This is a genomic window from Bradyrhizobium sp. FW305-F6, from assembly GCF_058782905.1.
The window spans coordinates 445,109-471,148 of the sequence record NZ_JBYSYD010000003.1 but is presented as its reverse complement, the minus strand read 5'-3'; the positions used below and the strand labels follow the sequence as shown (position 1 = coordinate 471,148).

The 26,040-nt window shown below is 64.2% G+C and carries 28 protein-coding genes and 1 tRNA gene; 13 read left to right on the top strand and 16 right to left on the bottom strand.

The features are described from left to right. Positions 1 to 38: 38 nt before the first annotated feature. Both AC3WLX_RS22715 and AC3WLX_RS22710 read right to left on the bottom strand, forming a co-directional pair. Positions 39 to 683 carry an MSMEG_1061 family FMN-dependent PPOX-type flavoprotein gene (locus AC3WLX_RS22715; RefSeq protein ID WP_492337650.1) on the bottom strand — a complete coding sequence of 215 codons (645 nt, stop codon included), beginning with the start codon at positions 681 to 683 and terminating at the stop codon, positions 39 to 41. Positions 684 to 687: 4 nt separating this feature from the next. Beyond that, the gene (locus AC3WLX_RS22710) at positions 688 to 1,665 is read right to left on the bottom strand and encodes a Bug family tripartite tricarboxylate transporter substrate binding protein (protein ID WP_492337649.1); all 978 of its coding nucleotides are present in this window, start codon (positions 1,663 to 1,665) and stop codon (positions 688 to 690) included. A gap of 140 nt (positions 1,666 to 1,805) precedes the next feature. Here AC3WLX_RS22710 and AC3WLX_RS22705 point away from each other — a divergent pair, with 140 nt between their 5' ends. Continuing rightward, positions 1,806 to 3,359 (top strand): winged helix-turn-helix domain-containing tetratricopeptide repeat protein, encoded by a 1,554-nt coding sequence (locus AC3WLX_RS22705; RefSeq protein ID WP_492337648.1) that lies wholly within the window; start codon positions 1,806 to 1,808, stop codon positions 3,357 to 3,359. A gap of 113 nt (positions 3,360 to 3,472) precedes the next feature. Here AC3WLX_RS22705 and AC3WLX_RS22700 read toward each other — a convergent pair whose 3' ends face one another. Beyond that, positions 3,473 to 4,315, bottom strand: coding sequence for a hypothetical protein (locus tag AC3WLX_RS22700; RefSeq protein ID WP_492337647.1), 843 nt, complete (start codon positions 4,313 to 4,315; stop codon positions 3,473 to 3,475). A gap of 212 nt (positions 4,316 to 4,527) precedes the next feature. On the opposite strand from AC3WLX_RS22700, the gene AC3WLX_RS22695 reads away from it, so the two are divergent. The 4 genes from AC3WLX_RS22695 to AC3WLX_RS22680 are packed head-to-tail and all read left to right on the top strand — an operon-like array spanning position 4,528 to position 8,886. Further along, positions 4,528 to 5,415, top strand: a complete 888-nt coding sequence (locus AC3WLX_RS22695; RefSeq protein WP_492337646.1) for an IclR family transcriptional regulator — start codon at positions 4,528 to 4,530, stop codon at positions 5,413 to 5,415. Position 5,416: 1 nt separating this feature from the next. Next, positions 5,417 to 6,613, top strand: coding sequence for a CaiB/BaiF CoA transferase family protein (locus tag AC3WLX_RS22690; RefSeq protein WP_492337645.1), 1,197 nt, complete (start codon positions 5,417 to 5,419; stop codon positions 6,611 to 6,613). A gap of 51 nt (positions 6,614 to 6,664) precedes the next feature. Next, positions 6,665 to 7,651, top strand: a complete 987-nt coding sequence (locus tag AC3WLX_RS22685) for a Bug family tripartite tricarboxylate transporter substrate binding protein (RefSeq protein WP_291620373.1) — start codon at positions 6,665 to 6,667, stop codon at positions 7,649 to 7,651. 20 nt (positions 7,652 to 7,671) lie between these two features. Continuing rightward, the gene (locus AC3WLX_RS22680; RefSeq protein WP_492337644.1) at positions 7,672 to 8,886 is read left to right on the top strand and encodes an ABC transporter substrate-binding protein; all 1,215 of its coding nucleotides are present in this window, start codon (positions 7,672 to 7,674) and stop codon (positions 8,884 to 8,886) included. A 116-nt stretch (positions 8,887 to 9,002) separates the two neighbouring features. On the opposite strand, the gene AC3WLX_RS22675 is transcribed toward AC3WLX_RS22680, so the two are convergent. The 4 genes from AC3WLX_RS22675 to AC3WLX_RS22660 form a co-directional block, all read right to left on the bottom strand. Continuing rightward, positions 9,003 to 9,269, bottom strand: coding sequence for a hypothetical protein (locus AC3WLX_RS22675; protein WP_492337643.1), 267 nt, complete (start codon positions 9,267 to 9,269; stop codon positions 9,003 to 9,005). Positions 9,270 to 10,454: 1,185 nt separating this feature from the next. Beyond that, a complete protein-coding gene (locus AC3WLX_RS22670; RefSeq protein ID WP_492337642.1) occupies positions 10,455 to 10,946 on the bottom strand; it encodes an SRPBCC family protein in 492 nt (163 codons plus the stop codon). Further along, positions 10,943 to 11,335: an ArsR/SmtB family transcription factor gene (locus AC3WLX_RS22665; protein ID WP_492337641.1), complete on the bottom strand. Its 393-nt coding sequence runs from the start codon at positions 11,333 to 11,335 to the stop codon at positions 10,943 to 10,945. Before AC3WLX_RS22665 ends, AC3WLX_RS22670 begins: the two co-directional genes overlap by 4 nt. Before the next feature lie 88 nt (positions 11,336 to 11,423). Then, entirely contained in the window at positions 11,424 to 12,128 is a 705-nt protein-coding gene (locus tag AC3WLX_RS22660) for an SDR family oxidoreductase (RefSeq protein WP_492337906.1), read from the bottom strand. A 104-nt stretch (positions 12,129 to 12,232) separates the two neighbouring features. Between AC3WLX_RS22660 and AC3WLX_RS22655 the strand changes: the two genes are divergently transcribed. Further along, entirely contained in the window at positions 12,233 to 13,075 is an 843-nt protein-coding gene (locus tag AC3WLX_RS22655) for a GNAT family N-acetyltransferase (protein ID WP_492337640.1), read from the top strand. 6 nt (positions 13,076 to 13,081) lie between these two features. Here the strand turns inward: AC3WLX_RS22655 and AC3WLX_RS22650 are convergent, their stop codons facing one another. Next, complete coding sequence (locus AC3WLX_RS22650; protein ID WP_492337639.1) at positions 13,082 to 13,531, bottom strand: hypothetical protein; 450 nt, start codon at positions 13,529 to 13,531, stop codon at positions 13,082 to 13,084. A gap of 284 nt (positions 13,532 to 13,815) precedes the next feature. On the opposite strand from AC3WLX_RS22650, the gene AC3WLX_RS22645 reads away from it, so the two are divergent. Further along, complete coding sequence (locus tag AC3WLX_RS22645; protein WP_291630079.1) at positions 13,816 to 14,100, top strand: hypothetical protein; 285 nt, start codon at positions 13,816 to 13,818, stop codon at positions 14,098 to 14,100. An 848-nt stretch (positions 14,101 to 14,948) separates the two neighbouring features. Here AC3WLX_RS22645 and AC3WLX_RS22640 read toward each other — a convergent pair. Then, complete coding sequence (locus AC3WLX_RS22640; RefSeq protein ID WP_291630804.1) at positions 14,949 to 15,521, bottom strand: hypothetical protein; 573 nt, start codon at positions 15,519 to 15,521, stop codon at positions 14,949 to 14,951. A 393-nt stretch (positions 15,522 to 15,914) separates the two neighbouring features. Here AC3WLX_RS22640 and AC3WLX_RS22635 point away from each other — a divergent pair, with 393 nt between their 5' ends. Further along, positions 15,915 to 16,574, top strand: a complete 660-nt coding sequence (locus tag AC3WLX_RS22635) for a peroxiredoxin (protein ID WP_492337638.1) — start codon at positions 15,915 to 15,917, stop codon at positions 16,572 to 16,574. A 116-nt stretch (positions 16,575 to 16,690) separates the two neighbouring features. Here AC3WLX_RS22635 and AC3WLX_RS22630 read toward each other — a convergent pair whose 3' ends face one another. Continuing rightward, positions 16,691 to 18,421 carry a methyl-accepting chemotaxis protein gene (locus AC3WLX_RS22630; RefSeq protein WP_492337637.1) on the bottom strand — a complete coding sequence of 577 codons (1,731 nt, stop codon included), beginning with the start codon at positions 18,419 to 18,421 and terminating at the stop codon, positions 16,691 to 16,693. 169 nt (positions 18,422 to 18,590) lie between these two features. On the opposite strand from AC3WLX_RS22630, the gene AC3WLX_RS22625 reads away from it, so the two are divergent. Next, complete coding sequence (locus AC3WLX_RS22625; protein ID WP_492337905.1) at positions 18,591 to 19,982, top strand: cryptochrome/photolyase family protein; 1,392 nt, start codon at positions 18,591 to 18,593, stop codon at positions 19,980 to 19,982. A gap of 66 nt (positions 19,983 to 20,048) precedes the next feature. After that, on the top strand, positions 20,049 to 20,336 hold the full coding sequence (locus tag AC3WLX_RS22620; RefSeq protein ID WP_492337636.1) for a histone: 288 nt from the start codon (positions 20,049 to 20,051) through the stop codon (positions 20,334 to 20,336). An 83-nt stretch (positions 20,337 to 20,419) separates the two neighbouring features. On the opposite strand, the gene AC3WLX_RS22615 is transcribed toward AC3WLX_RS22620, so the two are convergent. Together AC3WLX_RS22615 and AC3WLX_RS22610 are read right to left on the bottom strand one after the other, a co-directional pair. Then, the gene (locus tag AC3WLX_RS22615; RefSeq protein ID WP_492337635.1) at positions 20,420 to 21,292 is read right to left on the bottom strand and encodes a DMT family transporter; all 873 of its coding nucleotides are present in this window, start codon (positions 21,290 to 21,292) and stop codon (positions 20,420 to 20,422) included. Between the two features lie 99 nt (positions 21,293 to 21,391). After that, positions 21,392 to 21,838 (bottom strand): hypothetical protein, encoded by a 447-nt coding sequence (locus tag AC3WLX_RS22610; protein WP_492337634.1) that lies wholly within the window; start codon positions 21,836 to 21,838, stop codon positions 21,392 to 21,394. A 288-nt stretch (positions 21,839 to 22,126) separates the two neighbouring features. Here AC3WLX_RS22610 and AC3WLX_RS22605 point away from each other — a divergent pair, with 288 nt between their 5' ends. Then, complete coding sequence (locus tag AC3WLX_RS22605) at positions 22,127 to 22,390, top strand: hypothetical protein (RefSeq protein WP_291629396.1); 264 nt, start codon at positions 22,127 to 22,129, stop codon at positions 22,388 to 22,390. Between the two features lie 25 nt (positions 22,391 to 22,415). On the opposite strand, the gene AC3WLX_RS22600 is transcribed toward AC3WLX_RS22605, so the two are convergent. Next, a complete protein-coding gene (locus AC3WLX_RS22600) occupies positions 22,416 to 22,877 on the bottom strand; it encodes a host attachment protein (protein ID WP_492337633.1) in 462 nt (153 codons plus the stop codon). Between the two features lie 41 nt (positions 22,878 to 22,918). After that, the gene (locus AC3WLX_RS22595; protein WP_291629400.1) at positions 22,919 to 23,305 is read right to left on the bottom strand and encodes a DUF3775 domain-containing protein; all 387 of its coding nucleotides are present in this window, start codon (positions 23,303 to 23,305) and stop codon (positions 22,919 to 22,921) included. A 250-nt stretch (positions 23,306 to 23,555) separates the two neighbouring features. Here AC3WLX_RS22595 and AC3WLX_RS22590 point away from each other — a divergent pair, with 250 nt between their 5' ends. Beyond that, entirely contained in the window at positions 23,556 to 23,837 is a 282-nt protein-coding gene (locus AC3WLX_RS22590; protein WP_492337632.1) for a hypothetical protein, read from the top strand. Between the two features lie 327 nt (positions 23,838 to 24,164). Further along, the gene (locus AC3WLX_RS22585; RefSeq protein WP_492337631.1) at positions 24,165 to 25,133 is read left to right on the top strand and encodes an AraC family transcriptional regulator; all 969 of its coding nucleotides are present in this window, start codon (positions 24,165 to 24,167) and stop codon (positions 25,131 to 25,133) included. Positions 25,134 to 25,188: 55 nt separating this feature from the next. Here AC3WLX_RS22585 and AC3WLX_RS22580 read toward each other — a convergent pair. After that, a tRNA-Arg gene (locus AC3WLX_RS22580) sits at positions 25,189 to 25,265 on the bottom strand. A gap of 147 nt (positions 25,266 to 25,412) precedes the next feature. Next, complete coding sequence (locus AC3WLX_RS22575) at positions 25,413 to 25,928, bottom strand: hypothetical protein (RefSeq protein ID WP_492337630.1); 516 nt, start codon at positions 25,926 to 25,928, stop codon at positions 25,413 to 25,415. Between the last annotated feature and the right edge of the window lie 112 nt (positions 25,929 to 26,040).

The window sequence follows — 26,040 nt, the reverse complement described above, 5'->3', positions numbered from 1 at the left end:
GGAGCTGGCCCAGGTCGGGACGCCGAACTTGAATTGCCTCAGTAGAGATTGGCAATTCCGTGATCGATGACCGCTTGGACATCCGCTTCGGTCTCCCCTGATTTGGCGTGTGTCACGATCGCATGGGCGAGCGAAGGCAAGGTCGATCGATCGGGCCAATGCTGCGAGTTCCACAACCTCGAGCGGAGCACACATTTCGGACAATGTAAGAACACCTCGGCTACTTCGATGACGAGGATCAGGTTCGGAGACTTGCCGTTAACGGCAAAGCGCGTCTGGAGCGCGCAATCACGGACGATCTTTCCGATCCCGCTGATGCGTAGCGTGTCGCTGTGACCGGGAATCATGAAGATCAACCCAATCTCGGGATGCGCCAGCAAATTCTCGAACGTATCGAGGCGATTATTTCCCGCGCGATCCGGAATCGCCAGCGTCTTATCGTCGAGAACCGCGACAAAGCCGGCCGGATCGCCCTTGGGTGAGACGTCGATCCGTCCATCGGCTCCTCGCGAAGCCACGACTACGAATGGGCACGCCGCAATGAATTGGCGGCATATCTCGTCGATGTGATCGATGACTTTGTTGCTGGCACGAAAACTCGGCGGATTGGAGATCTCGCGCAAGCGCTCTCGCGTCGTGATGACCTCATCGAACCTCGGTGACATCTCGATCTCCGGCGACACCGCGCTACTCCGATTTGATCTGCGCGGTGCGGATCACATTTCCCCAACGCTCGGTCTGCTCGGCAATGAGCATGCCGAACTCGGCCGGGGAGCCCCGTAGCGGCACCCCGCCGAGGTCCGTCAGCCGGGCCTGAATGGCGGCATCCGCCAGACCCGCGTTGATTTCGGCGTTGAGTCGCTCGACGATCTGGGTCGGCGTGTGCCGGGGCACTCCAATGCCGACCCAGCCGACCGACTCGTAACCCGGCACGGTCTCTGCGACGGTAGGGACGTCAGGCAGAGCTGAAGACCGGGTCGCGGTCGTCACGGCCAGTGCGCGCAGCTTGCCGGACTTGACGTGTTCGAGCGATGATAGGATCGGGTCGAACGCCATCTGGATTTCGCCTCGAAGAAGGTCGGCCAACATTGCTGATGAGCCGCGATAGCGCACATGCACCACGTCGATCCCGGCCATCATCTTGAACAGCTCGCCTGCCATGTGCTGCGGGCTGCCAGTACCCGCCGACCCAAAATTCAGTTTGCCCGGATTAGCCTTGGCGTAAGCGATCAGCTCGGACACCGTGCCGGCCGGAATGGAGGGATGCACCGCCATGATGAGCGGATTGCGCATGATGCCGCCGACCGGGGCGATATCGCGGATGAAGTCGAAGCTGAGCTTCTCGTAAAGGGTCGCGTTGATAGCGTTGAACGATCCAGCCAGTAAGAGCGTATAGCCGTCCGCCGCCGACGTCACCACCGCCTCGGTCCCGATATTGCCGCCCCCGCCCGGCCGGTTTTCGATGGTGCAGGGCTGGCCGAGGCGCTCCGATAGCCAATGACCGATCAACCGTGCGCTGATGTCGGCAGCGCCTCCGGCGGCTTGCGGCACAATCAAGCGGATCGGCCGCGCCGGATATGCATCTGCCGATGCGGTCGATTCCAGGACCGGCAGAGCGGCAATCCCCGCGGCGAGTTGGAGCAGTCGGCGGCGCGCAATGGTCATGAGCTGTGCCCTTTTTGCTGCAACGCTATCGCGATAGTTGTGCCACGCCTTCGGTATCCGCGCTTTGCGAATGGCTTACATTATCCTTACCTTGGTCTTCATTTGACGGGCTCGGTCGCCTGCCTTTGCTGGAGTGCAAGTTGCTGTACCGGTTCGAAGAATATGCGCTGGACACTGACCGCCGGGAGCTCAGGAATGGCGGCAAGCTGGTCGACCTTGCACCGCAAGTCTTCGATATCCTCTGTTTTCTGATCCGCCATCGCGACCGTGTCATCAGCAAGGACGATCTCATCGCCGATATCTGGCGCGGTCGGATCGTGTCGGAGTCCGCCCTGACGACGCGGCTGAATGGCGCCCGGAAGGCGATTGGCGACAGTGGTGAGGAACAACGGCTGATCAAGACGCTTCCCCGCAAGGGATTCCGCTTCGTCGGCGAGGTTCAGGAGGGAGCGACGTCGTCGCCCCCCGCGGCAAGGATTGCGCCGAGCCTCACCTCTCACGAGCTCCCATCTATCGTCGTCCTGCCGTTTGCGAATCTGAGTGGCGATCCGCTGCAGGACTATTTCACTGATGGAATTGTCGAGGATATCACGACCGAATTGTCTCGATTCTCCGAGCTGTTTGTCATCGCGCGCAACACGAGCTTCACCTACAAGGGACGAGCGGTGGATATCAGGGCCGTGAGGCGAGACATCGGCGTGCGCTATGTACTGGAAGGGAGTGTGCGCAAGGCCGAAAAGCGCGTGCGGATCACTGGCCAGTTGATTGATGCCGAAAGCGGGAAGCACATTTGGGCAGATCGGTTCGAGAGTTCGCTCGATGATATTTTCGAGCTGCAGGATCAGATGGCGCACAGCGTCGTGGGCGCGATCGCTCCCCGGCTGGAACAGGCTGAAATTGAGCGCGCAAAGCAGAAGCCGACGGAAAGCCTGAGCGCCTATGATTGCTTCCTGCGCGGCATGGCCGATTGGCACGACTGGACCAGAGCCGGTCACGATGCTGCGCTAAGGCAATTCTATCGGGCGATTGAGCTTGATCCTGCATTTGCCAGGCCGCATGCGCTCGCCGCAGCCTGCTTTCTCATGCGCAAGTCGAATGGCTGGGTAGTTGATCGCGCTGCCGAGACGGCCGAGACCAATCGGCTTGCGCGACTGGCGGCGGACCTCGGCCGCACGGATGCCGTCGCGCTCGCCTGGAGCGCACATGCGCTGGCGCACGTCGTCGGCGATATCAAGGCCGGGATTGCTCTGATCGATCACGCCTTGAAATTGAATCCGAACCTTGCCGTGGCCTGGCAACGCAGCGGCTGGATCAATGTCTATGCGGGCGAGTGCGAGGTGGCGATCGAGCACTTGCGGCACGCCATACGCCTCAGTCCGCTCGACCCCCTGATGCATCTCGCCTACAGCGCGATGGCTTTTGCCCATTTCCTTCTTGGCGACCTCGACCAGTCTGCCACATGGTCCGACCGCGCATTGCAGATGCGGCCTGACTGGCCGGTTGCGCTGCGCGTTTCGGCGATGAGCCATGCCCTTGCCGGCCGTGAACGTCCGACGCGAGAGGCGATGACGCGGCTCCGAGCGCTGCAGCCCACCTTGCGGCTGTCGAATCTGCACGAGCAGGTGTTCCTCCATCGGCCTGAGCACATGAGGAAATTCATCCAAGGCATGAGGCGTGCGGGGTTGCCCGAATAGTCGACAGCAGGCTCGTGTACTCTCGTGTTGAAAGGCTCTATGGGCAAAGCGGCCGGGGTGAGCACAAGCCCACCGTTCGACACCCGCACGCCGAAATCTGCGCGTCCATGCCGTCAGGCCAGATAGCGCGTGAGATAGCCTTCCATAGCGTAGAGCGCGCAGAGCGCGAGGCTGGACCAGACCGCGGCGCTGAAATAGAGGAACATCCAGGTCAGCTCGCCCCTCCAATGCGCGATGTCGTGGGTCACCACCCAGCGCGTCGCGACGTCATGCAGGCCTTCGACCAGGCCGAGAAACTCATTGCCCTCGGCGTGCCCTGCCCGCCAGCGGCTGAGATACATCGGCACGTCCACGGTGATGAGGAAGGCGAGGAAGCAGGCGATGCCGACGACGCCTGACATCAGCGCCCAGCGCACCACGCCCTGGAATTCCGGCATCAGGCGGCACAGCGCAATGCCGGCCAGGAAGAAGGTCACCGCCCACAGCGAGTTCTCGATCGCGTTGTAGAGGAAGTTTGTGGTCACCACGGCGTACCAGGAGAAGCATTCCGCGATGATGATGATCGGCACGATCACCCACGCGATGTTCACGGCCGTCTCCGCGCCGGTCATGGTGCCGAGCTGATGCAGGATGATGGCCCATTGCGCCGCGAAGCAGACCTCGGCGACGGTCGCGACTGAGCGTCCGACGAAGACGCTCGAGAGCCAGGTGTCGAACAGGCAGATGCGCTGAACGTCGGCGCGGGGCAGCACTGAACGGAACGCGCAGCCGAACACGTAACCGGCGCAAAGCAGCAGCATCAGCCCGATGTCAGAGCCTCCGCTCATGCTGCCCGGCGACGCCGGATAGAACTCGCGATACAGCATGAACCAGACGAGGATGTTGGCACTGCTCACAAAGGTGAGGGATCCCCACCACCACGCGAGGGGATTTGACCGCGCCTGCCACTGCAACATGAGCCGCTCCGAAAATCATCGATCTGACATGTGATCGCAATAATACTGTCATAACGCGACCTGCAACCGCGACAAAAATTTGCGTGTCCGGTCGTTCCAGCGCTGTCCCCAAGGCAACACGGCGTCCTAACAGGGTGTCCACATATCGGACAATTTAGGCGCTTGAGTCGAATTTGTTGGACATCCTTTCGGCTAGCGTCTGATATCTGGAGATGGCCCCGACGAGCTCATCCAAGCCCCGACATCCGCTTTCCTCCGCCGCAGCCGTGCTCGCGGACAGCGCAGACGACGCAGCGTTCGCCACGACGCTGGCCAAGGGGCTCGTCGTGCTCGAAGCGTTTAAGGCCGGGAGCACGCTGCTCGGCAACATGGAGCTGTCATCCTTGACGGGCATTCCGCGGCCGACCGTCGCGAGGCTGACCCATACGCTGGCCGAGCTCGGCTACCTCCGCTACGACGCGGCGCGGGCGAAGTACCGCGTCGGTGCACGCGCGCTGCGCATGGCGCATCCCCTGCTCGCCGGGATGCAATTCCGCCAGGTTGCGCGGCCGATGATGCAGGAGCTGGCGCACAGCGTCCGCGGCACGGTCTCGATCGGCCTGCTCGACGCCACCTCGATGATCTATGTCGAGAGCGCGCGCTCCGGCGATGTCGGCCCCCACGTGCCCGACATCGGCATGCCCATTCCGGTGGTGATGACCGCGATGGGGCGCGCTGCGGCATCGACCTTGCCGCCCGCCGATGCGGAGCGCCTGGAACGGAACATCGCCGCCGAAGACGGCGAGCTGTGGGCATCCTTCCGCGACAAGTACCGCGCCGGGATCGCGCAATGCAAAAACCGCGGCTTCTGCACCTGCTGGGGCGAGTACATGGCCTCGATCCATGCCGTCGCCGCGCCGCTGTTTCATGCGCCCGAATCGAAGCAGTCGTTCTCGATCAATTGCGGCATCCCCGCCTTCCGGCTCCAACCGGGTCAGCTTGAAGGCGAGATCGGTCCGCGCATCGCCGCGCTCGCCGACAGCATCCGCAGCATCGTCGGGCAGGCCGAACTTGCAACGCCGCCGCGCAAAACCAAGAAGATCACAAGCGCCGGGACATGACATGGCTGGACCGCTCGAAGGACTGAAGGTTCTCGACATCGCGACGATCATCGCCGCGCCGTTCGCCGCCACGCTGCTGGCCGACTACGGTGCCGACGTGCTCAAGATCGAGATGCCCGGGCACGGCGACGGGGTGCGGTCGTTTCCGCCCTTCAAGGACGGCAAGCCGCTGTGGTGGAAGGCCGCCAACCGCAACAAGAAGTTCGCCACCCTCGATCTGCGCACGCCGGACGGGCTTGCGCTGTTCAAGCAGCTCCTCCCGCGCTTCGACGTGCTGATCGAGAATTTTCGCCCCGGAACGCTGGATCGCTGGGGCCTGTCCAAAGAGGTGCTGTGGTCGATCCAGCCACGCCTCGTGATTCTGCGTGCCACCGCCTTCGGGCAGGACGGCCCCTATCGCGAGCGTCCGGGCTTCGCCCGCATCTTCGAGGCCATGGGCGGCCTCACCTACATCACCGGCGAGAGCGAGGGCGAGCCGACCCATCCCGGATACCCGATCGGGGATTCGATCGGCGGCCTGTTCGGCGCCGTCGGTGTGCTCGCGGCATTGTGGAAACGGGCGCGCGATCCGCATGCGCCGGGCGAGGAGATCGATCTTGCGCTGACCGAAGCCGTGTTCCGCCTGCTCGACGTCCTCGCCATCGAGCACGACCAGCTCGGCACTGTTCGAGAGCGCATCGGCAACGCCAACGGCTATTCGGCGCCCGCCGCCGTGTTTCGCACCAGCGACGACCACTGGGTCACGCTTGCAGGTTCGACCAACGCGCTGTTTGCAGCGAATTGCCGGGCGATCGGCCGCCCCGACCTCATCGAAGATCCGCGGTTTGCCGGCAATGAGCAGCGCGTCAAGCACGCCGCCGAGCTCAACGACATCTTTGCTGACTGGTGCGCCGCGCATCCTCTCGACGAGGTGCTCGCCAGCTTCAACGCCGCGCAGGGAACGCTCGCCCCGATCTATTCGATCGATCAGATCGCCGACGATCCGCAAGTGAAGGCCCGCGAGGTGATCACGCGCGTTGCCGACCGGGATTTCGGCACGGTCGCCATGAGCAATGCCGTGCCGCGCTTCACCGTCGATCCCGCGCGCTTGCGCCATGCCGCGGGCGACGTCGGCCAGGACAATGACGAGGTCTACCGGGATTGGCTCGGCCTTTCGGACGCCAGGATCGAGCAGCTCACCCAGCGAAAGGTGATCTGAGGTCGCAAGACCGACAAATAAAGAGCGACAAAAACAGGGAGGAAGACAACAGTGACATCGTTCAAGGTCACACGGCGGGCCCTGCTGGGCACAATCGCGGGCGGGCTGGCAGTCGGGTCAGGCATGACGGCTCATGCCGAGGACGCCTGGCCATCGCGCATGGTGCGCCTGATCTCGCCTTACGGGCCCGGCGGATCCAACGACATTTCGCTGCGCCTGCTCGCCGAAGAGTTCGGCCGCAGCCTGCGTCAGCAATTCATCGTCGAGAACAAGCCGGGGGCCGGCACGCGCATCGCCAACGACATGGTCGCCCATGCGCCGGGCGACGGCTACACCATCCTCTACGTCGCGGCACCCTACGCCACCGCCGAAGCATTGTTCGGCAAGCTGACCTACGAGCGCAAGGAGCTGCAGCCGGTCGCGATGGCGGTGATCGCACCGCTGTTCCTGATCATCAGCGCAGACGCGCCGTTCAAGACGTTGCCGGAGTTGATCGCCTACGGCAAAGCCAAGCCCGACGGCCTCACCTTCGCCTCGCCCGGTGCCGGTTCGCAGCCGCATCTGGCTGGAGAGCTCCTGTTCCGGGATGCCGGCGTCAAGGGCCTCAACATCCCGTTCCGGGGCGATGCGGCGTCCTACACCGAGCTGCTCGCGGGCCGCGTCGACGCCACGCTGACCGCGCTGCCGACTGCCCTGCCCTACATCCAGAGCGGCAAGTTCACCGTGCTCGGCGTCGCCTCGCCCGAGCGCAGCGCGCTCTACCCGCAAGCGCCGACACTACGCGAGCAGGGCTTTCCCAACGTCGCGGCCGCGGGCTGGTACGGCTTCATGGCGCCGGCGACGACGCCCCGCGTCATCGTCGACAAGCTCCAGGCCGAAGTGCTGCGGGCGCTCGCCGAACCAGGGATCAAGGACAAGCTGACCGCCCAGGGCCTCGAAGTACGCCCAGGCACCGCCGCCGAGTTCGGCCAGTTCATCGATGCCGAGACGCAGAAATGGACCAAGCTGATCCGCGACGCCGGCCTCAAGGGCGAATGAGAATTGCAGGGGAAACCGACATGAAAAACCTCGTCACGACATGCCTCGCGGCCTCCGCGCTTCTGCTCTCGGTCACGGGGGCGCAGGCGCAAAAGAAGTATGATGCCGGCGCGTCCGACACCACGATCAAGGTCGGTCAGACCGTGCCGCTGAGCGGGCCTGCCTCGGCCTATGCCGTGATCGGCAAGACCCAGGCCGCCTATATGAGGATGATCAACGATCAGGGCGGCGTGAACGGCCGCAAAATCGATCTGATCCAATATGACGATGCTTATTCGCCGCCGAAGACGGTGGAGCAGGTCCGCAAGCTCGTCGAAAGCGACGAAGTGCTCTTGACGTTCCAGATCATTGGCACCGCGCCGAACGTCGCCGTCCAGAAATATCTCAATGCCAGGAAAATCCCGCAGCTGTTCGCCGCCACCGGCGCCGCACGCTTCACCGACCCGAAGAATTTTCCCTGGACCATGGGCTTCAATCCCTCCTACCTCGTCGAGGGCCGGATCTATGGGCAGTACCTCCTGAAGAACCATCCGAACGCCAAGATCGGCGTGCTCTTCCAGAACGACGATCTCGGCAAGGATTACCTGGCCGGCCTCAAGGCCGGCCTCGGCGACAAGGCGACGATGATCGTGGCCGAGACGTCCTACGAGATCAGCGAGCCGACGATCGACTCGCAGATCCTGCGCTTGAAGGATGCGGGCGCCGACGTGCTGTTCAGCGCGACGACGCCGAAGCAGGCCGCGCAGGCGATCAAGAAGGTCGCCGAGATCGGCTGGAAGGCGCTGCACATCATCGACATCAACGCCTCCTCAGTCAGCGCGGTGCTGAAGCCCGCAGGGCTCGACAACTCCAAGGGCGTCATCAGCGTCGGCTACGTCAAGGATGCCGCCGACCCCGAATGGAAGGACGATCCCGGCATGAAGCGCTATCTCGCCTTCATGGCCAAGTACTACCCGGAAGGCGACAAAGATTCGAACCTGAACGTCTACGGCTACATCACCGCGCAGCTCCTGGTGCAGGTGCTGAAGCAATGCGGCGACGATCTCACCCGCGACAACGTGATGCGGCAGGCCGCCAGCCTGAAGAACGTCGAACTCGACCTGACGCTGCCGGGGATCTCGGTCACGACCTCGCCGACCGACTATCGGGTCAACAAGCAGTTCCAGATGGTACAGTTCGACGGCCAGCGCTGGCAGAAGCTCGGCGAGATCATTGCGGACGAAGCGAAGGAATGACGGCGGCAATCGGCCGAAGCATGATCCGGAAGTGCAAAGGGGCTTTTAGGAAGGATCATGCGGCAACGTGAAGCGCGGCGATTCATCCAGATATCATCGCACTCTGGACGCTGCGCTCAACTCCCTCCGGCACGGCGGTCGGCTAGTCGGATGACCTCATCCGCCTCTTCGACATGTCGCTGATATTCGGAGATCGCGCGATTGGCCATGCGGATTCGATTCGTCAGCCCCTCCTCGACCATCATGGTCATGCGCTGCGCCAGGAACACGCACGCCTCGAACTCATCGCGGATGGTGCCGGTGCGCGCGAGGAAGTCCCAGGCAATCCCGAAAGCCTGCTCCGGGGCGGAACCGCGATAGTCACTGAAAATCATATGCGCCATCACTGCCAAAGCCGGGAGGCATCGATCGTTCCTAACGTCCAATGTGCGAGACGGCTGAGGGCATAAATGCCACCGGCCGCATTTGCGCCGGGCCTGCCCAGACGCAGTTTCCTCGCTCTTCCGCAGCCGAAACGGAAAAACCCGAATTCGACATCGAGCGCAACAACAACACGCGGCAGATCGCCGCGGACATTCCCAATCGGCAGCTCGCAATCGTCAATGTGATCGTCTCGGCCTCGAGAATGCGACGCCGGCCCATACCGCGGGCACGTCTCGCTCTGGCGCGAGCGCGACCGCGTCCTGATCGCCGGCGACGTCTTTCATCACAACCCGGCAGGAATCGATCTACGTGTCGGTGGCACAAACACCCGAGGATGCACGGACCTCCGGTGTATTCGGCGCGAAAAGCTCTGTGCGCAACATCGCCGCGCTGGCTCCCGAGATCATCGTGACCGCCGAACGATTCGTGAGGTCGCAGCCCCAAGATCGACGGGCTTAGGAACGGTCCTCAGCGGACGGGATTGGTTGTTCATTGAAAACCCCTAGGAGAGACAACATGCGTAGGACCATTCTGACAATCTTGACGGCCACTGTGCTGGCCGGTGCCTCCGTCGGCGCAGCGTTCGCACAAGGCGGTGGTGGCGGCGGTGGCGCTGGTGGTGGTGGTGCTGGTGCTGGCGGATCCGGTGCGGGTGCGGGTGCGGGCGCGGGAAGCGGCGCGGGCGCCGGTGGAGCAGGTGCGGGCAGCGGCGGTGCTAGCGCGGGTAGCAGCGGCGCGGGCGCGGGCACCTCCGGAACGGGCGCAGGCAGTTCCGGTATGGGCGGTGGCGGCGGCGGCGGAGGTAACTCAAATATGGAGCGCGGCGGACAAGGCGCCTCCAGCCCTCCGGGCATGCGAAACGAGACCACCCCACGATCCGACGGCACGATGCGACGTTGAGCCTGATTCGATCGCGCGCCTCGGGCGATCGATTTCCTGATCATGTGAAAGCGGCCTCGGCGGGTCCTCCACTCCCGCCGGGGCCGCATTCGTGTCCGGTCCGCCGCCCGAGATCAAGAATGCGTCATGCACAGCAGCAATCGCTTGCCGTGATCAAACGCTTGGCGGAGACGCGCGATGCCGATCCCGACAGCTTGACCGGAGCAAGGAGGCGACGAAGTTCAGCTACTTGTTCATGGCGACCCTCACGCCTTGAGTCCGGCCACATACGCCGCCAGCTTGTCCAGCGTCTGGTAGCCATATTCGACGGCGCCGAAGCCGATCATGCCGTCGCGCTGCTCGGTGCTGGAGGCCAGCTGCCGCATCATCAGCACGGTCTTGCCGTTGCTCTGCTCGGCAAAGGTGACGGTGAAGCGGAACATGCCGGGATCGTCGTCCTGGTCGAGGCCGTGATCCATCTCCATCAGAGACGGCCGCTCGATGCGGCGGAAGCGCATGCGGTTCGGATAGACCGTGCCGTCGGGCCCGATCATGTTGAAGCGCCAGACGCCGCCGACCCGCACGTCGATCTCGAAGGTCTCGATCTTGAATCCCTTCGGGCCGAACCATTGCGGCAGATGCTTCGGATCGGACCACGCCTCGAACACCAGATCGCGCGGCGCGTCGATCACGCGCGACATCACGATTTCGCGGTCGAGCGACCATTGCGACAAGGCGGGATTGGCACAACTCGTCATGACTGAGACCCTTTCCGTTTGGTTGTTCGTGACGGCCGCTTGGCGGCCGCCCGCTCCTTCTCTTTCTTGAGCTTCATCACATAGGCCTCGAACCGGTCGAGCCGCGCCTCCCAGACCGCGCGCTGCTGCTGGAACCAGTCCTCTGCGCCGAGGAGCGCGTCCGGGCCGAGGCGGCAGGTGCGCACGCGGCCCGACTTCTCGGACTGGACCAGCCCGCTCGTCTCCAGCACATGGATGTGCTTCATGAAGCTCGGCAGCGCCATGTCGAAGGGATCGGCGAGTTCGCCGACCGACGCCTCGCCGTCACAGAGCCGCATTACGATCGCGCGTCGCGTGGGGTCGGCGAGCGCTGCGAAAATCTGGTCGAGGCGAGATGATTGGTTAGCCATGCAGCTAACTATAGGGGCGTCGCGCCACGCCGTCAATAATCGTTAGCTCATTGGCTAAGTATTTTTCGTTGGCCCGCGGCGCCCTGCCTCAGACCGAGCGCGTCAGCCCGCCGTCGACGCGGATGTTCTGGCCGGTGATGTAGGCCGCGCCGTCCGAGGCCAGGAACGAGATCGTCGCCGCGATCTCCTCGACCTTGCCGTAGCGCTTCATCGGCACGCCGTCGCGGCGCGCGTCCTGCTGCGGCAGGCTGTCGATCCAGCCCGGCAGGACGTTGTTCATGCGGACGTTGTCGGCGGCGTAGGTGTCGGTGAATATCTTGGTGAAGGCGGCGAGCCCTGCGCGGAACACGGCCGAGGTCGGAAACATCGCGCTCGGCTCGAAGGCCCATGCCGTCGAGATGTTGATGATGGCGCCGCCCTTCTGCGCCTGCATCAGCGGCGTCACCAGCCGCGTCGGGCGGATCACGTTCAGCAGATAGGTGTCGAGGCCGGTGTGCCATTGCTCGTCGGTGATCTCGGTGATCGGCGCACGCGGCCCGTGCCCTGCGCTGTTGACGAGCACGTCGATCCGCCCCCACTTCGCCATCGCCGCGTCGACCAGGCGCTTGAGATCGTCGTTCGACGTGTTGGAGCCGGTGATGCCGAACCCGCCGAGCTCGGCAGCCAGCGCCTCGCCCTTGCCGGAGGACGACAGGATCGCGACGCGAAAGCCGTCCGCCGCGAGCCGCCGCGCGGCCCCCGCCCCCATGCCGCTGCCGCCCGCGGTGACCACTGCAACCTTCTCCGCCATGATCGATCGTCCTCTGTGCTATCGTTTGAAGCGAGCCGCAGGCTTGGCCTGTCGTGAGCCTTCTACCGCCGGACGCGCCGGCCGGTCCACCGTCGAGAGCATCGGCCATGAGTGATCTGCAGATCCGCAATCTAGGCCCCGGCGAAATCGGACTCGCCGTCGACTGGGCCGCAGCCGAGGGCTGGAATCCGGGCCTTGAAGATGCCGCATGCTTTGCGATTCCCGACGCGCAGGGTTTCTTCGTCGGCGAGATCGACGGCGCGCCGGTCGCGACCGTCTCCTGCGTCAACTACGACGACCGCTTTGCCTTCCTCGGCTTCTATATCGTGCGCGAGCGCTTTCGCGGCGGCGGCCATGGCCTGCGGATCTGGAACGCGGCGATCGCGCATGCGGGCGGTCGCGTGATCGGGCTCGACGGCGTGGTCGCGCAGCAGGAGAACTACAGGAAATCCGGCTTCCGGTTCGCTTATGCCAATATCCGCCATCGCGGCGTCGTGGCCGCGCCGGCCAAACCGCCGGCCGACATCGTCGCCCTCGACCAAATCCCGCTCGCAATCGTCGAAGCCGACGATGCCACCGTCTTCCCTGCAGTCCGCAGCGCCTTCCTGCGCGCCTGGATCAACACGTCGGGACATGTCGGTCGCGCGCTGCTGCGCGACGGCAGGCTGGCCGCATGGGGCGTGATCCGGCCGTGCCGCTCAGGCCACAAGATCGGCCCGCTCGTCGCAGACGACCGCGCAGCGGCCGAGGCGGTCGTGCAAGCCTTGCTTGGAAGCACGGGCGGCGGTGAGATCTTCCTCGACGTTCCCGCCGTCAACGGCGAGGCGATTGCGCTGGCGCAATCGTTCGGCCTCGCGCCGGTGTTCGAGACGGCGCGGATGTACACGGGGCCGATCCCGCCGCTGCGCATCGACCGCGTTTTCGGCGTGACCAGCTTTGAACTCGGTTAGTTCTGATCAGTAGCAGCGCGTGATGTTGACGGTGTGCTCGCTGCCGCCGCGGCCGGGCACCGTCACCTGTTCGGTCGGACAGCTCGGCACATAGGGCCGGTTCGACGGCACGACGTTCGGCGGATAGCGATGCGTCCAGTCCCAGGGCACATCGTAGGTGTAGGTGTAGCGCAGATCGGCGGAGAGCGACTGGGTTACATCGGCGAAGGGCTGGCTGTAGCCGGCGCCGTCGTTGAAGAAGCCGCCGCCGCCGGGCCAATAGACCCAGGGAGAGCTGCGGCGATGGAACCGGGCCCCCGGGCCGATCGGCGCGCGTGCCGCAGCCGGCGGTGGCGCGGCCGTGACGGCACCGGGCGCCGCTGCCACGGCGGGTCCGGCAAAACTGTGACTGGAGCTGAGGAGCAGCACGGCAGCGCTGAGCGAGGCGAACACCGCCCCATGTGATCTGGCAATCATGATACGCACCACACTCGTTTGGCTTTGCAACAACGCTCCCCGCGAGAGGCTAGGCCGGGCCGTCACCCACCCGCAAACGTATTATTAATTGTTGGTTAAGGCACGGGATTACCAGGGAACCGGGTGCGGCAGAACGCCCGGAATTCCGTTCTGGTTTCAACGGCTTCGTTCCGCGGCTCACCCCTCATAACCAGTTGATCGGAGTTTGATCGCGCGCCGCCGAGCGCCCCGGAACGCTACCGCACTGCAACCGTTGGCTTACGACACCAGCAAGGAGCATCAAAATGCAGAACAAGACAAAACTGATCGGCGCGATCACGGCAGCCCTCATCGTTGGCACCACCGCGGCGTCGGCACAGGGCTATGATTGGAACGGCCCGCGCGTCGGCTGGGACCGCAGCGCGCCCGCCTATGAGCCGGTCCAGCCGGGCGCGTATTATCCCGACGCCGTCGGCCCCTATGGCGCCCTCAACGGCACCAACCATCCGACGCCGAGCTCGACGCAGGGTGATGTCGGCCCCGGCGGTAACAACAACGGCACACTGACCGGCCGTTACCGCAGCTGGTAACCTCACCAGCAACAAGGCCCGCCGCCCTCTCGGGGAGCGGCGGGCCTTTTGCATGTCAGTGATTTCCTAGCTGCTTGCGCAGCCGCTTGAGCACCATGCGCAAATGCCGCTTTCAGGACAGACACAGATCGAGATCTCGTTCGCGCTGCGCGCCTTCCCTTGCACAAATCCAAGGGCCCAGGCCGCCTCGGCCACAACACCTCGCGTTACCCGTGGGGCAAGACACGCAAGCCATGGGTCAACGCACGCGGCTACAAATATTCCGCTTTACCGAACTTCGGAAATTACGTATGTGTTGCGGCAACCTGGCCCAACGAAGAGGGGCGTATCGCGATCGTCACGAACGCGGGTCGGGCGGCGGTGGACGTGGGTCACACCGGCGCGAACGGCTTCGCAGGGCGGGCAACCGTGAGCGGAGACCTCGTGCCAACGACGGGTGTGGCTTGCGTACGGCAAAATCGTGTGGTCCTGGCGCCCGGGGTCTGTGCGCCAAGTGTTGCGGTGATGCGGCGGCCCGACCGGGCACGCGCATCAGCCATCCGCAAGGCGACGGGGGCAATAGTGCATCGCTCCCCGGGGAGAGCTCGACATAAGCCGTCAAACCACTGCGCAGGGAAGGCCGGGATGTCCTGGCTACACCTGTATGCCGCTGTGCAGCTCACTACGCAGATTTCGCACAGTGGACCTCGGGTGCCTGCGGGCTCCCGGTCTTCCCTGCGCCCTCTTCATCTCAGAGGGCGAGAGATCAAAGCAAAGCTCGGGCGAGATCGGCCGCGAGGATGAATATGCACGTCTGCAACGACACGCTCGCGTCATCCGCCGACGCCCAAGATCTCACATGCCCGGTATCACATCCCGATGTCGAACACGTTAGGCAATTGGCCCGCCAGAGGCAGTGCGGTGGCGCCGAGGAAGGTCGCGACCATCGCCATGAGGCGGCGATTATTGTGACGCTTGCCGCGCATCTGGCCGGCGATCCATTCCAGCATCTCGCTGTTGACCTTGGAGGCATAGGACGGCGCCCAGCTCTCGATCTCGGTGTCGGCCGCCAGCGCAACGCTGCGTGGCGGCACCTTCAGGCCCGAGGCGCTCGCGGCATAATGGGCCACTGCCTTGGCGAGCAAATCGTCGAAGCGGCCGCCGTCGGTGCGCTCGGTCGCGGCCTCGTTGATCTCGAACAGCACTTCGGCCTCGGCGCGGCTGACCGGCTGGTCGTTGACGGCGGTGGCCGTGAGGATGCGCGTGCACCAGGCGGTGTCATCGGCATCGAGCGAACGGGAGAAATGCACCCTTCCCTTGGTGGTCGGCCCCTCTCCGGTGATCACCCCGTCGCGCACGACGGAGAGTGCATGGGCCGCGGTATCGCGGCAGGACGGTTCGAGGGAGGAGGACTCGGCAGATTTAGGCGCAGCGGCGGACATAGTTCACTTCCAGATTTCTTCTGACGGACCAGCAATTTCATGCCGGCGTAAAGGGGTGGTTAACGATTCGATACGGCGATCGCGACTTCTCCAGATGGTTGCCAATTGGTCGCTGTGAAGACCACGATGGTTCTGGGATGCGCCGGGCGAGCGTGATGGAAGTCATAAAAGGCATTATCGGGGCGAGCGATACCGTGCGAGCCCGGGTGGAGATGTTTCGCCGCAGGTGCAGCCGTAACAATAAGTTGCTAGGAAACCGGCCCTTCAGGGAAGGAATTCACATTTTACGTGAGCCGGTTCAGTTGTCGTTCACTTAGGCCTGTAACGCCCTTATACTGAAAGCGACGGCCAGAGACGAATTCTCCAGTAAATTCAATGCGATGAGGTAACATCATGACACTTCCGATCGGCGCCACCGCGCCCGACTTCGAAGCCGAGACCACCGAAGGCAAGATCAAGTTTCACGACTGGATCGGCGACAGCTGGGCGCTCCTGTTCTCGCACCCCAAGGACTTCACGCCGGTTTGCACGACCGAGCTCGGTGCGCTCGCCAGGCTCAAGCCGGAATTCGACAAGCGCGGCGTCAAGCTGATGGGCCTCTCGGTCGATCCGGTCGATCGTCATGCCAAATGGTCGGAAGACATCAAGGAGACGCAGGGCGCGGCTCCGAACTACCCGATGATCGGCGACACCGATTACAACGTCTCGAAGCTCTACGGCATGCTGCCGGCCGCGATCTCGGGCGATCCCCTCACCCGCACCGCCGCCGATAACCAGACCGTCCGCAACGTCTTCATCATCGGGCCGGACAAGAAGATCAAGCTGGTGCTGGTCTATCCGATGACCACGGGCCGGAACTTCCAGGAGATCCTGCGCGTCATCGACTCGCTCCAGCTCACCGCCAAGCACCGCGTCGCCACCCCGGCCGACTGGTCGCAGGGCGACGACGTCATCATCGCGGGCTCGGTCTCCAACGACGAGGCCAAGACGATCTACCCGCAGGGCTGGAAGGAGCCGAAGCCCTACATCCGCATCGTGCCGCAGCCGAAATAATGCACTGTCATTCCTGGGCGATGCGTCAGCATCGAACCCGGGATCTCGAGATTCTCTGGTGCGCAATTGCGCACCAGAGCTCGGCTCTACGAGCCGCCCCGGAATGACCGTATCGACTAAGCCGCCCGCACGCGGTCGAGGAAGCCGTCGACCTCGGCCTTCAGATGCAGGCTCTCGCCCGACAAGGCCTTTGCGGAAGCAAACATCCGGCTCGACGTCTCGCCGGTCTCGCTGGCGCCCTTGGCGGCTTCACGGACATTGACCGCGACATCGGCCGTGCCCGAGACCGCCGCGCGCACGCTGGCCACGATGTTGTGGGTCGCGCCCTTCTGCTGCTCGACCGCCGCCGAGATCGAACCGGCGATGCCGCTGATGCGCTCGATGGTCTGGCTGATCCCCTTGATTGCGGCGACTGATTCCTCGGTCGCGAGCTGCATGCTCTCGATCTGGTTCGAGATCTCGTCGGTGGCCTTGGCGGTCTGGCCGGCGAGCGTCTTGACCTCCTGGGCCACCACCGCGAAGCCGCGGCCGGCATCGCCCGCGCGCGCCGCTTCGATCGTCGCGTTCAGCGCCAGGAGGTTGGTCTGCTCGGCGATGGAGGTGATCAGGTTGACGACGTCGCCGATGCGCGAGCCGGCTTCCGAGAGCTGCGCAATGCGCTGGTCGGTCGCCTCGGCCTGCCGGACCGCCTCGGCGGAGATCTGGTTCGACTCCTGCACCCGGCGGGTGATCTCGGAAATCGATTGCGACAGCTCGTCGGAAGCCGACGCGGCCGAACGCACGTGCTCGGAGGCGTTTTCGGAAGCGCCCGCCGACTGCGCCGACAGCTCCGCCGTGGCGCGCGCGGCCTCGGTGAGTTGGTGCGCGGCGCGCTCGAACTCGCCCGACGATGCCAGCACCTTGTCGAGAATGCCGCCGACGCTGCCGCGGAACTCCTCGACGAAGTTGCGCAGCTCGGCCTTGCGCTGCTCGGCGGCAGCAGCACTTGCCGCCGCCTGCTCGCTGCGCAGGCGCGCCCGCTCCTGCGAATTGCTCCTGAACACCGCCACCGTGCGGGCGATCTCGCCGATCTCGTCGGCCCGGTCCTCGCATTCGATCGCGACCTCGCTCTGGCCCTCGGCAAGCGCCGTGAGCGAGCGCGTGACCGAGGTCAACGGCCGGGTGATGCGGCGGACGACCAGCAGGGTCAGGACCAGGACCAGCAGCGCGGCGAGCCCGGCGGCGGCAGCCATGCTCTCCATCGCCTGGGACAGCATGCCCTCGAATTGCGCCATGGGAATGCCGACATAGAGAATGCCGGCGACCTTGCCGCTCGCGTCCGCGATAGGGAAATAGGCGGTCATGAACGTCTTGCCGAACAGCGTGGCCGGGCCCTTGTAAGCCTCGCCACGGCGCAGCGGCGCCTGGCCCGGATGGTCCGCGGCGAGCTGGGTGTCGACCGCGCGGTCGCCGTTTTCCTTTTTCACATTGGTCGAGCGTCGCACGAACTGCCCGCTCACCTCGTCGAACACGAACAGCGTCGCGTTGCCGCCGACATAGGACACCGCCCGGTCGACGATGGCATGGTCCTTCAGCTCGGGCATTTTCGGGATCTCGGCACGCACCACCGCGCCGTCCCGCACCGTAATCTTGGCGGCCGGAACGGTCTCGCTGAAGGCCAGCGCCAAGGTGCGGAGGTTGACCTCGATGTCCCGCAGCGCGCGATCATTGAAGGCGGATGTCAGCGACCAATAGCCGGCGCCGACAACCAGAGCCGTATTCATTGCGATCAGCAGCACCGCGCACAGCACGGCCTTGGTGCCGAGCTTGAACTGCGGCAAGAACTTCCCAAGCGAAGCTTTGAACATGGATGGAATGACCCCCGTAATTCCTGCATAATAGTGCAAGCGGCTTACGGCCGCATTAACGGTGGTTCCCCAACACCGCTCGTGGCATGGTTTCCAACTGGTAAACGAGGCCTCCCTGACCCCGCCAAGTCCGCCGTCCATCATCGTCTGGTTTCGCGACGATCTCCGCCTGACCGATCACCCTGCCCTCCACGCCGCCGCGAAGACGGGCCAGCCGGTGGTCTGCCTCTATGTGTTCGATGAATCCGTGGGACGCGCACCCGGCGGCGCGGCGCGCTGGTGGCTGGCGCAGTCGCTGCGGGCGCTCGGGGCCGGGATCGCCGCACGTGGCGGGTCGCTGGTCCTGCGCAGAGGACCTGCGGCCAAGGTGATCCCCGAGGTGGTGCGCGAGAGTGGCGCACGCGCCGTCTACTGGAACGCAATCGCGCAGGCGCCTCACCAGGCCCTTGAGAGCCAGCTCGCGGCAACGCTATCGAAGCTCGGCATCGACTCGCAAAGCTTCCCTGGCGATCTCCTGGTGCCGCCCTCGGCGATCCGCAACAAGGAGGGGCGGGGCTTGCGCGTGTTCACGCCGTTCTGGCGACGCGTGCTGTCGCTCGGCGATCCGCCAAAGCCCTTGCCCGCGCCCAAAGAGCTGCGCCCTTCGGCGCGGATCGCCAGCGATCGGCTGGAAAGCTGGGAGCTCGATCCGAGCAGGCCCGATTGGGCGGGCGGCTTGCGCGAGAGCTGGACGCCGGGCGAAGCCTCTGCCCGAGCGCGCCTGCGCACCTTCCTCGAGCAAGGAGCCCGCGACTATGTCGCCGACCGCGACCGCCCCGATCGGGACGGCACGTCGCGGTTGTCGCCGCATCTGCGGTTCGGCGAGCTCAGCCCGCGCCAGGTCTGGCACGCCGCCCGGTTTGCCGCGGCGGAAGATCCGACCCTCGTGCCCGGCGTCGAAAAGTTCCTGAGCGAGCTCGGGTGGCGCGAATTCTGCCGCCACCTCCTGCACGATCACCCCGACCTTGCCACCGCGAATCTGCAAACGAACTTCGACGGCTTCCCCTGGGCGCCCGACGGCAAGGCGCTCTCCGCGTGGCAACGCGGCCGCACCGGATATCCCATCGTCGATGCCGGGCTACGCGAGCTCTGGCACACCGGCGTGATGCACAACCGCGTCCGGATGGTGGTGGCGTCCTTCCTGGTCAAGCACCTCCTGATCGACTGGCGCGAAGGGGAAGCCTGGTTCTGGGACACGCTGGTCGACGCGGACGCCGGCAGCAATCCCGCCAACTGGCAGTGGGTCGCCGGCTGCGGCGCGGACGCTGCGCCCTATTTCCGCGTGTTCAATCCGCAGCTCCAGGGCGAGAAGTTCGATCCTGACGGAGCCTATGTTCGACGCTGGGTCCCGGAACTGAAGGACATGCCGGCCAAGCTGATCCACCGACCCTGGCAGGCAACGCCGATCGAACTCGCAAGCGCCGGCATCACGATAGGCAAGACCTATCCGCCGCCGATCGTCGATCACGCCAGGGGACGCGAGCGCGCACTCGCCGCGTACGCAAAGATCCGCAAAGGTTGAGCGTTGCTTTGACACAATTTCGAAACCCGCTATCGTGATCGCGCCATACAAACCGTGGGGGACGATATGGACGACGACAAGCCGATTACCGAACAGGCGATGGACACGATCACCAACGCCGTCGAAGCGACCAAGGAAGCCGCGGTCACCGCCGTCAAGCAGGTGAAGAAAGCCGCCAAGAAGGTCGCGAAGAAGGTCGCGCCGAAGAAGGCCACCAAGAAGAAGGCCAAGAAGGCTGCGAAGAAGACGACGAAGAAAACGGCCAAGAAGACCGCGAAAAAGGCCGCCAAGAAATCACCGAAGAAAGCTGGAAAGAAAGCTGCAAAGAAGAAAGCCAAGAAGGCGAAGCGCTGATCGGGGCGCTCTGGCTAGGTCCTCCGGATGCGCGCGTGTCCGGAGACCAGTCCCGCGACTCCCTATCTCCCGGCCCCGGCCGCTTAGGCTCGCCGGTTGACGACGAACACCGCGGCCGCGCACATCGCCATGCCCGCGATCGCCAGCGCATCGAGCTTCTCGTCGAACAGCAAATAGGCCATCAGGGCGGTCACGGCCGGAACCAGATAGAACAGGCTCGCGACCGAGGTCGCCGCCGCGTGGCGGATCAGCCAGTACAATAGTCCGATCGAACCGATCGAGAGCGCCACCGCGAGCCAGGCGAGCGCGAGCACGAACTCCCGCGTCCAGTGCACCACGCGGTCCTCGAACAGGAAAGCGCCGACCGCGAAGAAGATGGTGACGGCGACGTACTGCACGAGGTTGCCGGCGCGCCAGTCGATCTGGTTGCAATGGCGGCGCTGATAGAGCGTGCCGAGCGTGATGCTGATCAGCGAGACCACCGACGCCAGCCAGCCGAGCCCGGCTTCGCCGGTCATCGGCCGGTTGTGCAGGATCAGAACGACACCGCCGAGGCCGAGCACGAGCCCGGCCCATTGCAACGGCGTCACCCTCTCGCCGAGCCAGCGATTGGCAATGGTCGAGGTCAGGATCGGCTGCAGGCCCGGGATCAGCGCAGAGAGCCCGGCGGGAATCGAGTGCGCGATCGCAATTGCGGTACCACCGAGATAGAAACCGTGAACCAGGATACCCGCGACGGCGCTGTGCGCGATGCCGATGCCATCAGGCCATTTCGGCCGCGCAATTGCGACGATGATCGCCATCAGGGCGACCACGATCGCCATGCGGATGGCGAGGTACGTCAGGGGATCGGCGTTCTCGACGACGTATTTGGTGCCGATGAATCCGGTGCTCCAGAGCAGGACGAACAGGATCGGCGCGGCGCGGGCGCTCAGGGCTTCTTGATTATGGTTCATTGCCGCCCTCATTGCCCGAGCGGACGCCATGCGGCAATGCGAATTTCGTCCTCATGATTGCTGCGCTGCGACGGACCGGCGGCGGTCCAGCTCAGCCGCTCACCATTCTTCCGGACAGGGGTTGACGATTTTCCAGAGGTCGACGCCGTTCTTGATCTTCTTCATGTCCGTGGTGAGCCCGCCATTGCGGCGAATCCATTCCTTCACGGCGTCGGGGTAGTAGGACATGAGATCGGAGGTGCCTTCGGCGCTGGTGACCTTGATGCCGAAGGTGAACGCCTTGTCGTAATAGGCTTGGTGGAAGCCGAGGCTCGCGCGCGGCGTCACGCAGATCTTGTTCATGGGCACGATGCCGAGCACGAGCGTGCACGCCGAATTGCAGATGCCGTCGATGATGACGCGCTCGCCCTTCTCGCGCACGCGCTTGTACTTGGCCTTGTATTCCTCGACATAGCCGCCATGGTCACGGGTGATACGCAGCTCGGCGCGCGCCGGGGTGGCGGCGGCGAAGCAGAGCAACAACAGGCTCAAAAGCGTGATGCGCATGGCGAGTGGCGGCGACAGCCTTCAGACGTGCACCGGCCTCGAAGGAGCCCCCAAAGGCCGGCGACAGGATTCCTGAACTAAATACTTGGTCATACTTGAGTGGGGAATTCGTTAAGCATCCCGAAAAGGCCAAAAATGGGCAACTTCCGACCGCCTAGCCGGCAATTCTGTCACACCCCGCTGAAAATCCGCGGGATCGGCCATGATTTCGAGCCTTTGGAGCAATGCCTGAGCGCCCGAAATTGCTATAAACGGCTGACCTATTCGAGCGGGTTCCGGAGAATCGAGATGAGCAAGTTGGCGCGTGTCACCGCGGTTGCGGCCCTGACGGCAGCAATCCTGGCCCCTGGCCTCGCAGAGGCGCACGGGCGCCACCGGTATCACCGCTCTTACGCCAACCCGCTGCCCTACCCGATCAGCTATCTGCACAATTACGGACCCGGCATTACCCCCGGCACTTTCGCCTATTACGACGGCCCGGCGACCAATCGTTGCTACCGCAGCGCGGCCGCCTATATCGGCCAGGACGGCCGGCGGCACCCCTGCTACTGAGGGAGCGCCCGGCCCTGCGGCGCCGTTATTTGGCAGCCCCCGACCGCAGCAATTGCTTCTCGATCTCGTAGACCGGCAGCTTGACGAGGTCCTTGCCGATCTCCCCCTGAAGCGCCTTGCGCACACCCTCCGAATAGTCGGCGCGGATCATACCGAGCGCGCGCGGTGAGGCCACCATGGTCAGCGCCGTGGTCTCGCCGGAGTTGACGGCAGCGTCGAGCCGCCCGGCCAGGCTGCGCAGGAAAGCACGCTCGGCTTCGTCGTGCCAATCGGTCTGCTCGACCGAGCTGCGGGCGCCGCCGGCAGCGGCATGCAGCCGGCCCGGCGCATCGCTTCCTTGCGCGCTGGTCGATGGATTGGGCTGCTCGTGCACCTCCTTGGTGTGAAGGTTCGGAAACATCCCGTCGCCGAGATTTTCCAGAATCAGCGCCTTGCGCCCGTCGCACACGACCAGCCAGTCGCCCTTTTCGATTCTCATCTTGTCCATTTGCATCTTCTCCTTCACACGCGTTGACGCCGAGTCCGGCATCAAAGCTGTTCTTCGAATTCCTCTGAGGACTTGCCGAACTGCTCCATGGCCTCCTCCAGATAGTCGGCGAGCATCGGCGTGCCGATCAGGTAGGACGCGGTGCGCTGGTTGTGTGCCTGCGCGGCCTGCACGCGCAGTTGTCGCCAGTCCGAGAGATCACCGTCGCCGCGGCCAATCTGCTCGTCGACATTGAGATCGCGGATGAAGCCTGCAAGCTCGGCACGGTCGGTGATTTCGCCGCGTCCGCCGCGGCCATAGCCCATGTCGTCGTCGCCGAAATCCAGGGCCACACCGCTCCCGGCGGCTTCGCTGTCGGAGCGGCGCGATTTCGAGATGACGAAGAAGACCTTCTCCGGCGAGATCGATAGATTTGGAATGACTCGCATCCGGCTCACCTTGCCCGGCAGCAAGCACTGCGCCGCTGCCATGATTGCGACAGTAAGAGCCAAGGCAGAGTGGCGAATTGCGCAGGATCAAGTTCAAGGCACGGCACGAGCTGGCCGCCAAGCCGGCTCGGGGCAGCGAGTCAGGGACTGGCTCGCCGAAGGTCTGTTCATCAGCATTACATTTCGGTTCCGCCACAATTTGATCCGATGAATTTCGATATCCTGCATCGCGTAAGCAGAGGAAGACACCATGACTCTCAAGACTGGCCTCGTCGCCGCGTCCCTGTTCGGCGTTCTCGCTGCGGCGTCGGCGGCATCCGCCATGCCGATCGCGCCCGCACCTGCGACACCACAAGTCTCCGACGTGGAGCAGGTCCGCATGGTCTGCGACGCCTGGGGACAGTGCTGGTGGCGTCCGAACTATTATGGGTATTACAGGCCCCAGCCGTATTACTACGGTCCTCGGTATTATGGGCCGCCGCGCTATTACGGTCCGCGCCCTTATGGATATTATGGCTATCGTCGCTGGTGACGTTTGAAGGGGGCCCTCGGGCCCCTTCGCTTTTTGCGATCGTGTCGCGGCCGAGCGGCCTTGCGCGATCGAGGCATGATCTAGATCAAAGATGAGACAGCCGATAACGTCATTCTACAATGCGACGGAGCTGGACGCCTTCGCCTGTGAGCATCGCATTGACCTTGCCGCCGCGAACGTCGCGGTGACATCGACCTGACGGACTCATGGCATGATGTCCGCAATACTACGGCCTGAAATCCGGTTTACTGAAGCGCGTTGTTTCGCCATTGATGGCCATGCATCGACGTTCATTTGATTGTCTCATTTCAGCAACCGGCCGGAAACATGTTGTTCGACGACCTCGCTTCCTCCTCCGCGCTTCAACTGATCGGCTTTTCCGATGTCGATGCGTTTCGGCCGATGGAGGCGATGGAGGATGCCAGAAGCATTCCGCTCGACATCCCCAACTTCGCGGCGGCCCGCGCCGTCGTCTCCCTGCCGGCGTGCCGCATCATCATGATGAGATCGTTCGCGCGTATCCTCGACAGCGCCTATCGGATGCCGGGCGGATTGGTGATCCTGTCCATGACCGACGATCTTCAGGCCAGTTTCAAGGGAGTGGATCTCGACGCCCGATTCTTCATGGCGCTTCGCGGCAACGATGATTGCCATTTCGTCGAACCCCGGACCAATCATCATGCCATGATCATCTTCTCTCCCGGGCTGAGAGACAGGGGCTGGTTCGATCATGCCGACCGTTTGCGGACTCATGTCGCGAACCGGCCCGCGCTGCTGCACACGCGACAGCTCCTGCTCGACATCCTGCGCACCGCATCGGTGCAGCCGGGCCTGTTCGAAACCGCCGAGGTTGCGGCCCATCTCCAGGAAGGCCTTCTGCTCGCGCTCGACGATCTGTTTCGGACCGATTCGACGTCGGCTCGGAGTGCCTCGGTCCAGGGCGAGCGGGCGATCAAGCTTGTGCAACGCATCGACGACTATGTCGCGACCTACCCGACCGCGCCGATCTATACGGCCGATCTGGCCCGCGAGTTCGACGTCTCGATCAGGACTATCGGCGGGGCCGTCAGCAAGGTGCGTGGCATGAGCCTGCACCAGTACATTCGTCTGAAGCGCCTTTGGGCGACCCGGTCCCGGCTCCTCAAGGGCGGCGGCGTCACCGTCGCCAGTTGCGCACGCGCCCACGGCTTCCATCATCTCGGCGAATTCGCCGCAGCCTACCGTGCGAGCTTCCACGAGGCGCCTTCTGACACGCTGGCGCGCGGCCGGCAGGGTGGTGTTCGCCAGGCCTGCTGACGCATCCAGTGCTGCGACGACGTCGATTGAGAACATGTCGGGAACAACACAGGACTGGCGCGCTCGGAAGGATTCGAACCTCCGACCCTCGGAATCGAAATCCGATGCTCTATCCAGCTGAGCTACGAGCGCCCTGGCCCGGGTACCTGGCCACCGAGATCGCCCAGCCGGCGCTGGCAAACCAGCACACCGGACGACGTTCGGGTCGCTCCGAATTAGCAGAGAGGCCGGCTAATAAAAAGCCCTTCCAACCTCCGGCCAGACGGGTTGAAGGCGTCGTCACCAGGTCGTGTTGAAGAGACCAAAATGCGGCTGCTGGGCGACCAGCATCATGGGACGGCCAGGCTGCGGCGCCGGTTGCGTCCTGACGATCTTGCGCTTGGGCTGAGCCTGTACCGGAGTGGCTTGAGCCTGAGGAACCTGAGGCTGAGCGGCCTCGGACTTCCTGGCTGCAGCGGTCTCGGCCTTCGCCGGCGTGAACTGGGCAAAGGTCTCGCGCACCCGCGTCTTAGCCGACATCTCGGCAAAGGCCGGCGACACGACCTCCTGGACCGGCGGCTGGGGAGCAGCAACAGAGGCGGTCTTCACCGCGGGTGCGGCTATCGCCGGTTGACTGGTGTCGAGCACCACGCGCTCAGGCAGATGCTGATTGGACCGGATCCGGATCAACGGCTGGTCGTTGCCGGCGGCCGCGACTGCTTGCGCGACAGGCGCCGCCGGGAAGACGAAGTCCACCGCGAACAGCAGTGCGAGCAAAGCTCCACCGACAAAGATGAAATATCTAAAGATGGGCATCGGCCACGCTCCGGCCCCGCATTCCCGCGTGAGCTCTCTCCGCCTCAACAGGCGATCTTTCAATTGGTTCCTAGCCCAGCCGTTCGGTTCAATTGGCCATGCACGCATTTTT

Coding starts and splice junctions, on each gene's coding strand:
- AC3WLX_RS22665 (WP_492337641.1), bottom strand. CDS start 11,335: ATGGCTAACCAATCATCTCGCCTCGACCAGATTTTCGCAGCGCTCGCC.
- AC3WLX_RS22605 (WP_291629396.1), top strand. CDS start 22,127: ATGAGCAAGTTGGCGCGTGTCACCGCGGTTGCGGCCCTGACGGCAGCA.
- AC3WLX_RS22700 (WP_492337647.1), bottom strand. CDS start 4,315: ATGTTGCAGTGGCAGGCGCGGTCAAATCCCCTCGCGTGGTGGTGGGGA.
- AC3WLX_RS22590 (WP_492337632.1), top strand. CDS start 23,556: ATGACTCTCAAGACTGGCCTCGTCGCCGCGTCCCTGTTCGGCGTTCTC.
- AC3WLX_RS22655 (WP_492337640.1), top strand. CDS start 12,233: ATGAGTGATCTGCAGATCCGCAATCTAGGCCCCGGCGAAATCGGACTC.
- AC3WLX_RS22640 (WP_291630804.1), bottom strand. CDS start 15,521: ATGTCCGCCGCTGCGCCTAAATCTGCCGAGTCCTCCTCCCTCGAACCG.
- AC3WLX_RS22675 (WP_492337643.1), bottom strand. CDS start 9,269: ATGGCGCATATGATTTTCAGTGACTATCGCGGTTCCGCCCCGGAGCAG.
- AC3WLX_RS22585 (WP_492337631.1), top strand. CDS start 24,165: ATGTTGTTCGACGACCTCGCTTCCTCCTCCGCGCTTCAACTGATCGGC.
- AC3WLX_RS22670 (WP_492337642.1), bottom strand. CDS start 10,946: ATGACGAGTTGTGCCAATCCCGCCTTGTCGCAATGGTCGCTCGACCGC.
- AC3WLX_RS22710 (WP_492337649.1), bottom strand. CDS start 1,665: ATGACCATTGCGCGCCGCCGACTGCTCCAACTCGCCGCGGGGATTGCC.
- AC3WLX_RS22575 (WP_492337630.1), bottom strand. CDS start 25,928: ATGCCCATCTTTAGATATTTCATCTTTGTCGGTGGAGCTTTGCTCGCA.
- AC3WLX_RS22695 (WP_492337646.1), top strand. CDS start 4,528: ATGGCCCCGACGAGCTCATCCAAGCCCCGACATCCGCTTTCCTCCGCC.
- AC3WLX_RS22620 (WP_492337636.1), top strand. CDS start 20,049: ATGGACGACGACAAGCCGATTACCGAACAGGCGATGGACACGATCACC.
- AC3WLX_RS22680 (WP_492337644.1), top strand. CDS start 7,672: ATGAAAAACCTCGTCACGACATGCCTCGCGGCCTCCGCGCTTCTGCTC.
- AC3WLX_RS22600 (WP_492337633.1), bottom strand. CDS start 22,877: ATGGACAAGATGAGAATCGAAAAGGGCGACTGGCTGGTCGTGTGCGAC.
- AC3WLX_RS22650 (WP_492337639.1), bottom strand. CDS start 13,531: ATGATTGCCAGATCACATGGGGCGGTGTTCGCCTCGCTCAGCGCTGCC.
- AC3WLX_RS22630 (WP_492337637.1), bottom strand. CDS start 18,421: ATGTTCAAAGCTTCGCTTGGGAAGTTCTTGCCGCAGTTCAAGCTCGGC.
- AC3WLX_RS22610 (WP_492337634.1), bottom strand. CDS start 21,838: ATGCGCATCACGCTTTTGAGCCTGTTGTTGCTCTGCTTCGCCGCCGCC.
- AC3WLX_RS22595 (WP_291629400.1), bottom strand. CDS start 23,305: ATGCGAGTCATTCCAAATCTATCGATCTCGCCGGAGAAGGTCTTCTTC.
- AC3WLX_RS22645 (WP_291630079.1), top strand. CDS start 13,816: ATGCAGAACAAGACAAAACTGATCGGCGCGATCACGGCAGCCCTCATC.
- AC3WLX_RS22615 (WP_492337635.1), bottom strand. CDS start 21,292: ATGAACCATAATCAAGAAGCCCTGAGCGCCCGCGCCGCGCCGATCCTG.
- AC3WLX_RS22635 (WP_492337638.1), top strand. CDS start 15,915: ATGACACTTCCGATCGGCGCCACCGCGCCCGACTTCGAAGCCGAGACC.
- AC3WLX_RS22690 (WP_492337645.1), top strand. CDS start 5,417: ATGGCTGGACCGCTCGAAGGACTGAAGGTTCTCGACATCGCGACGATC.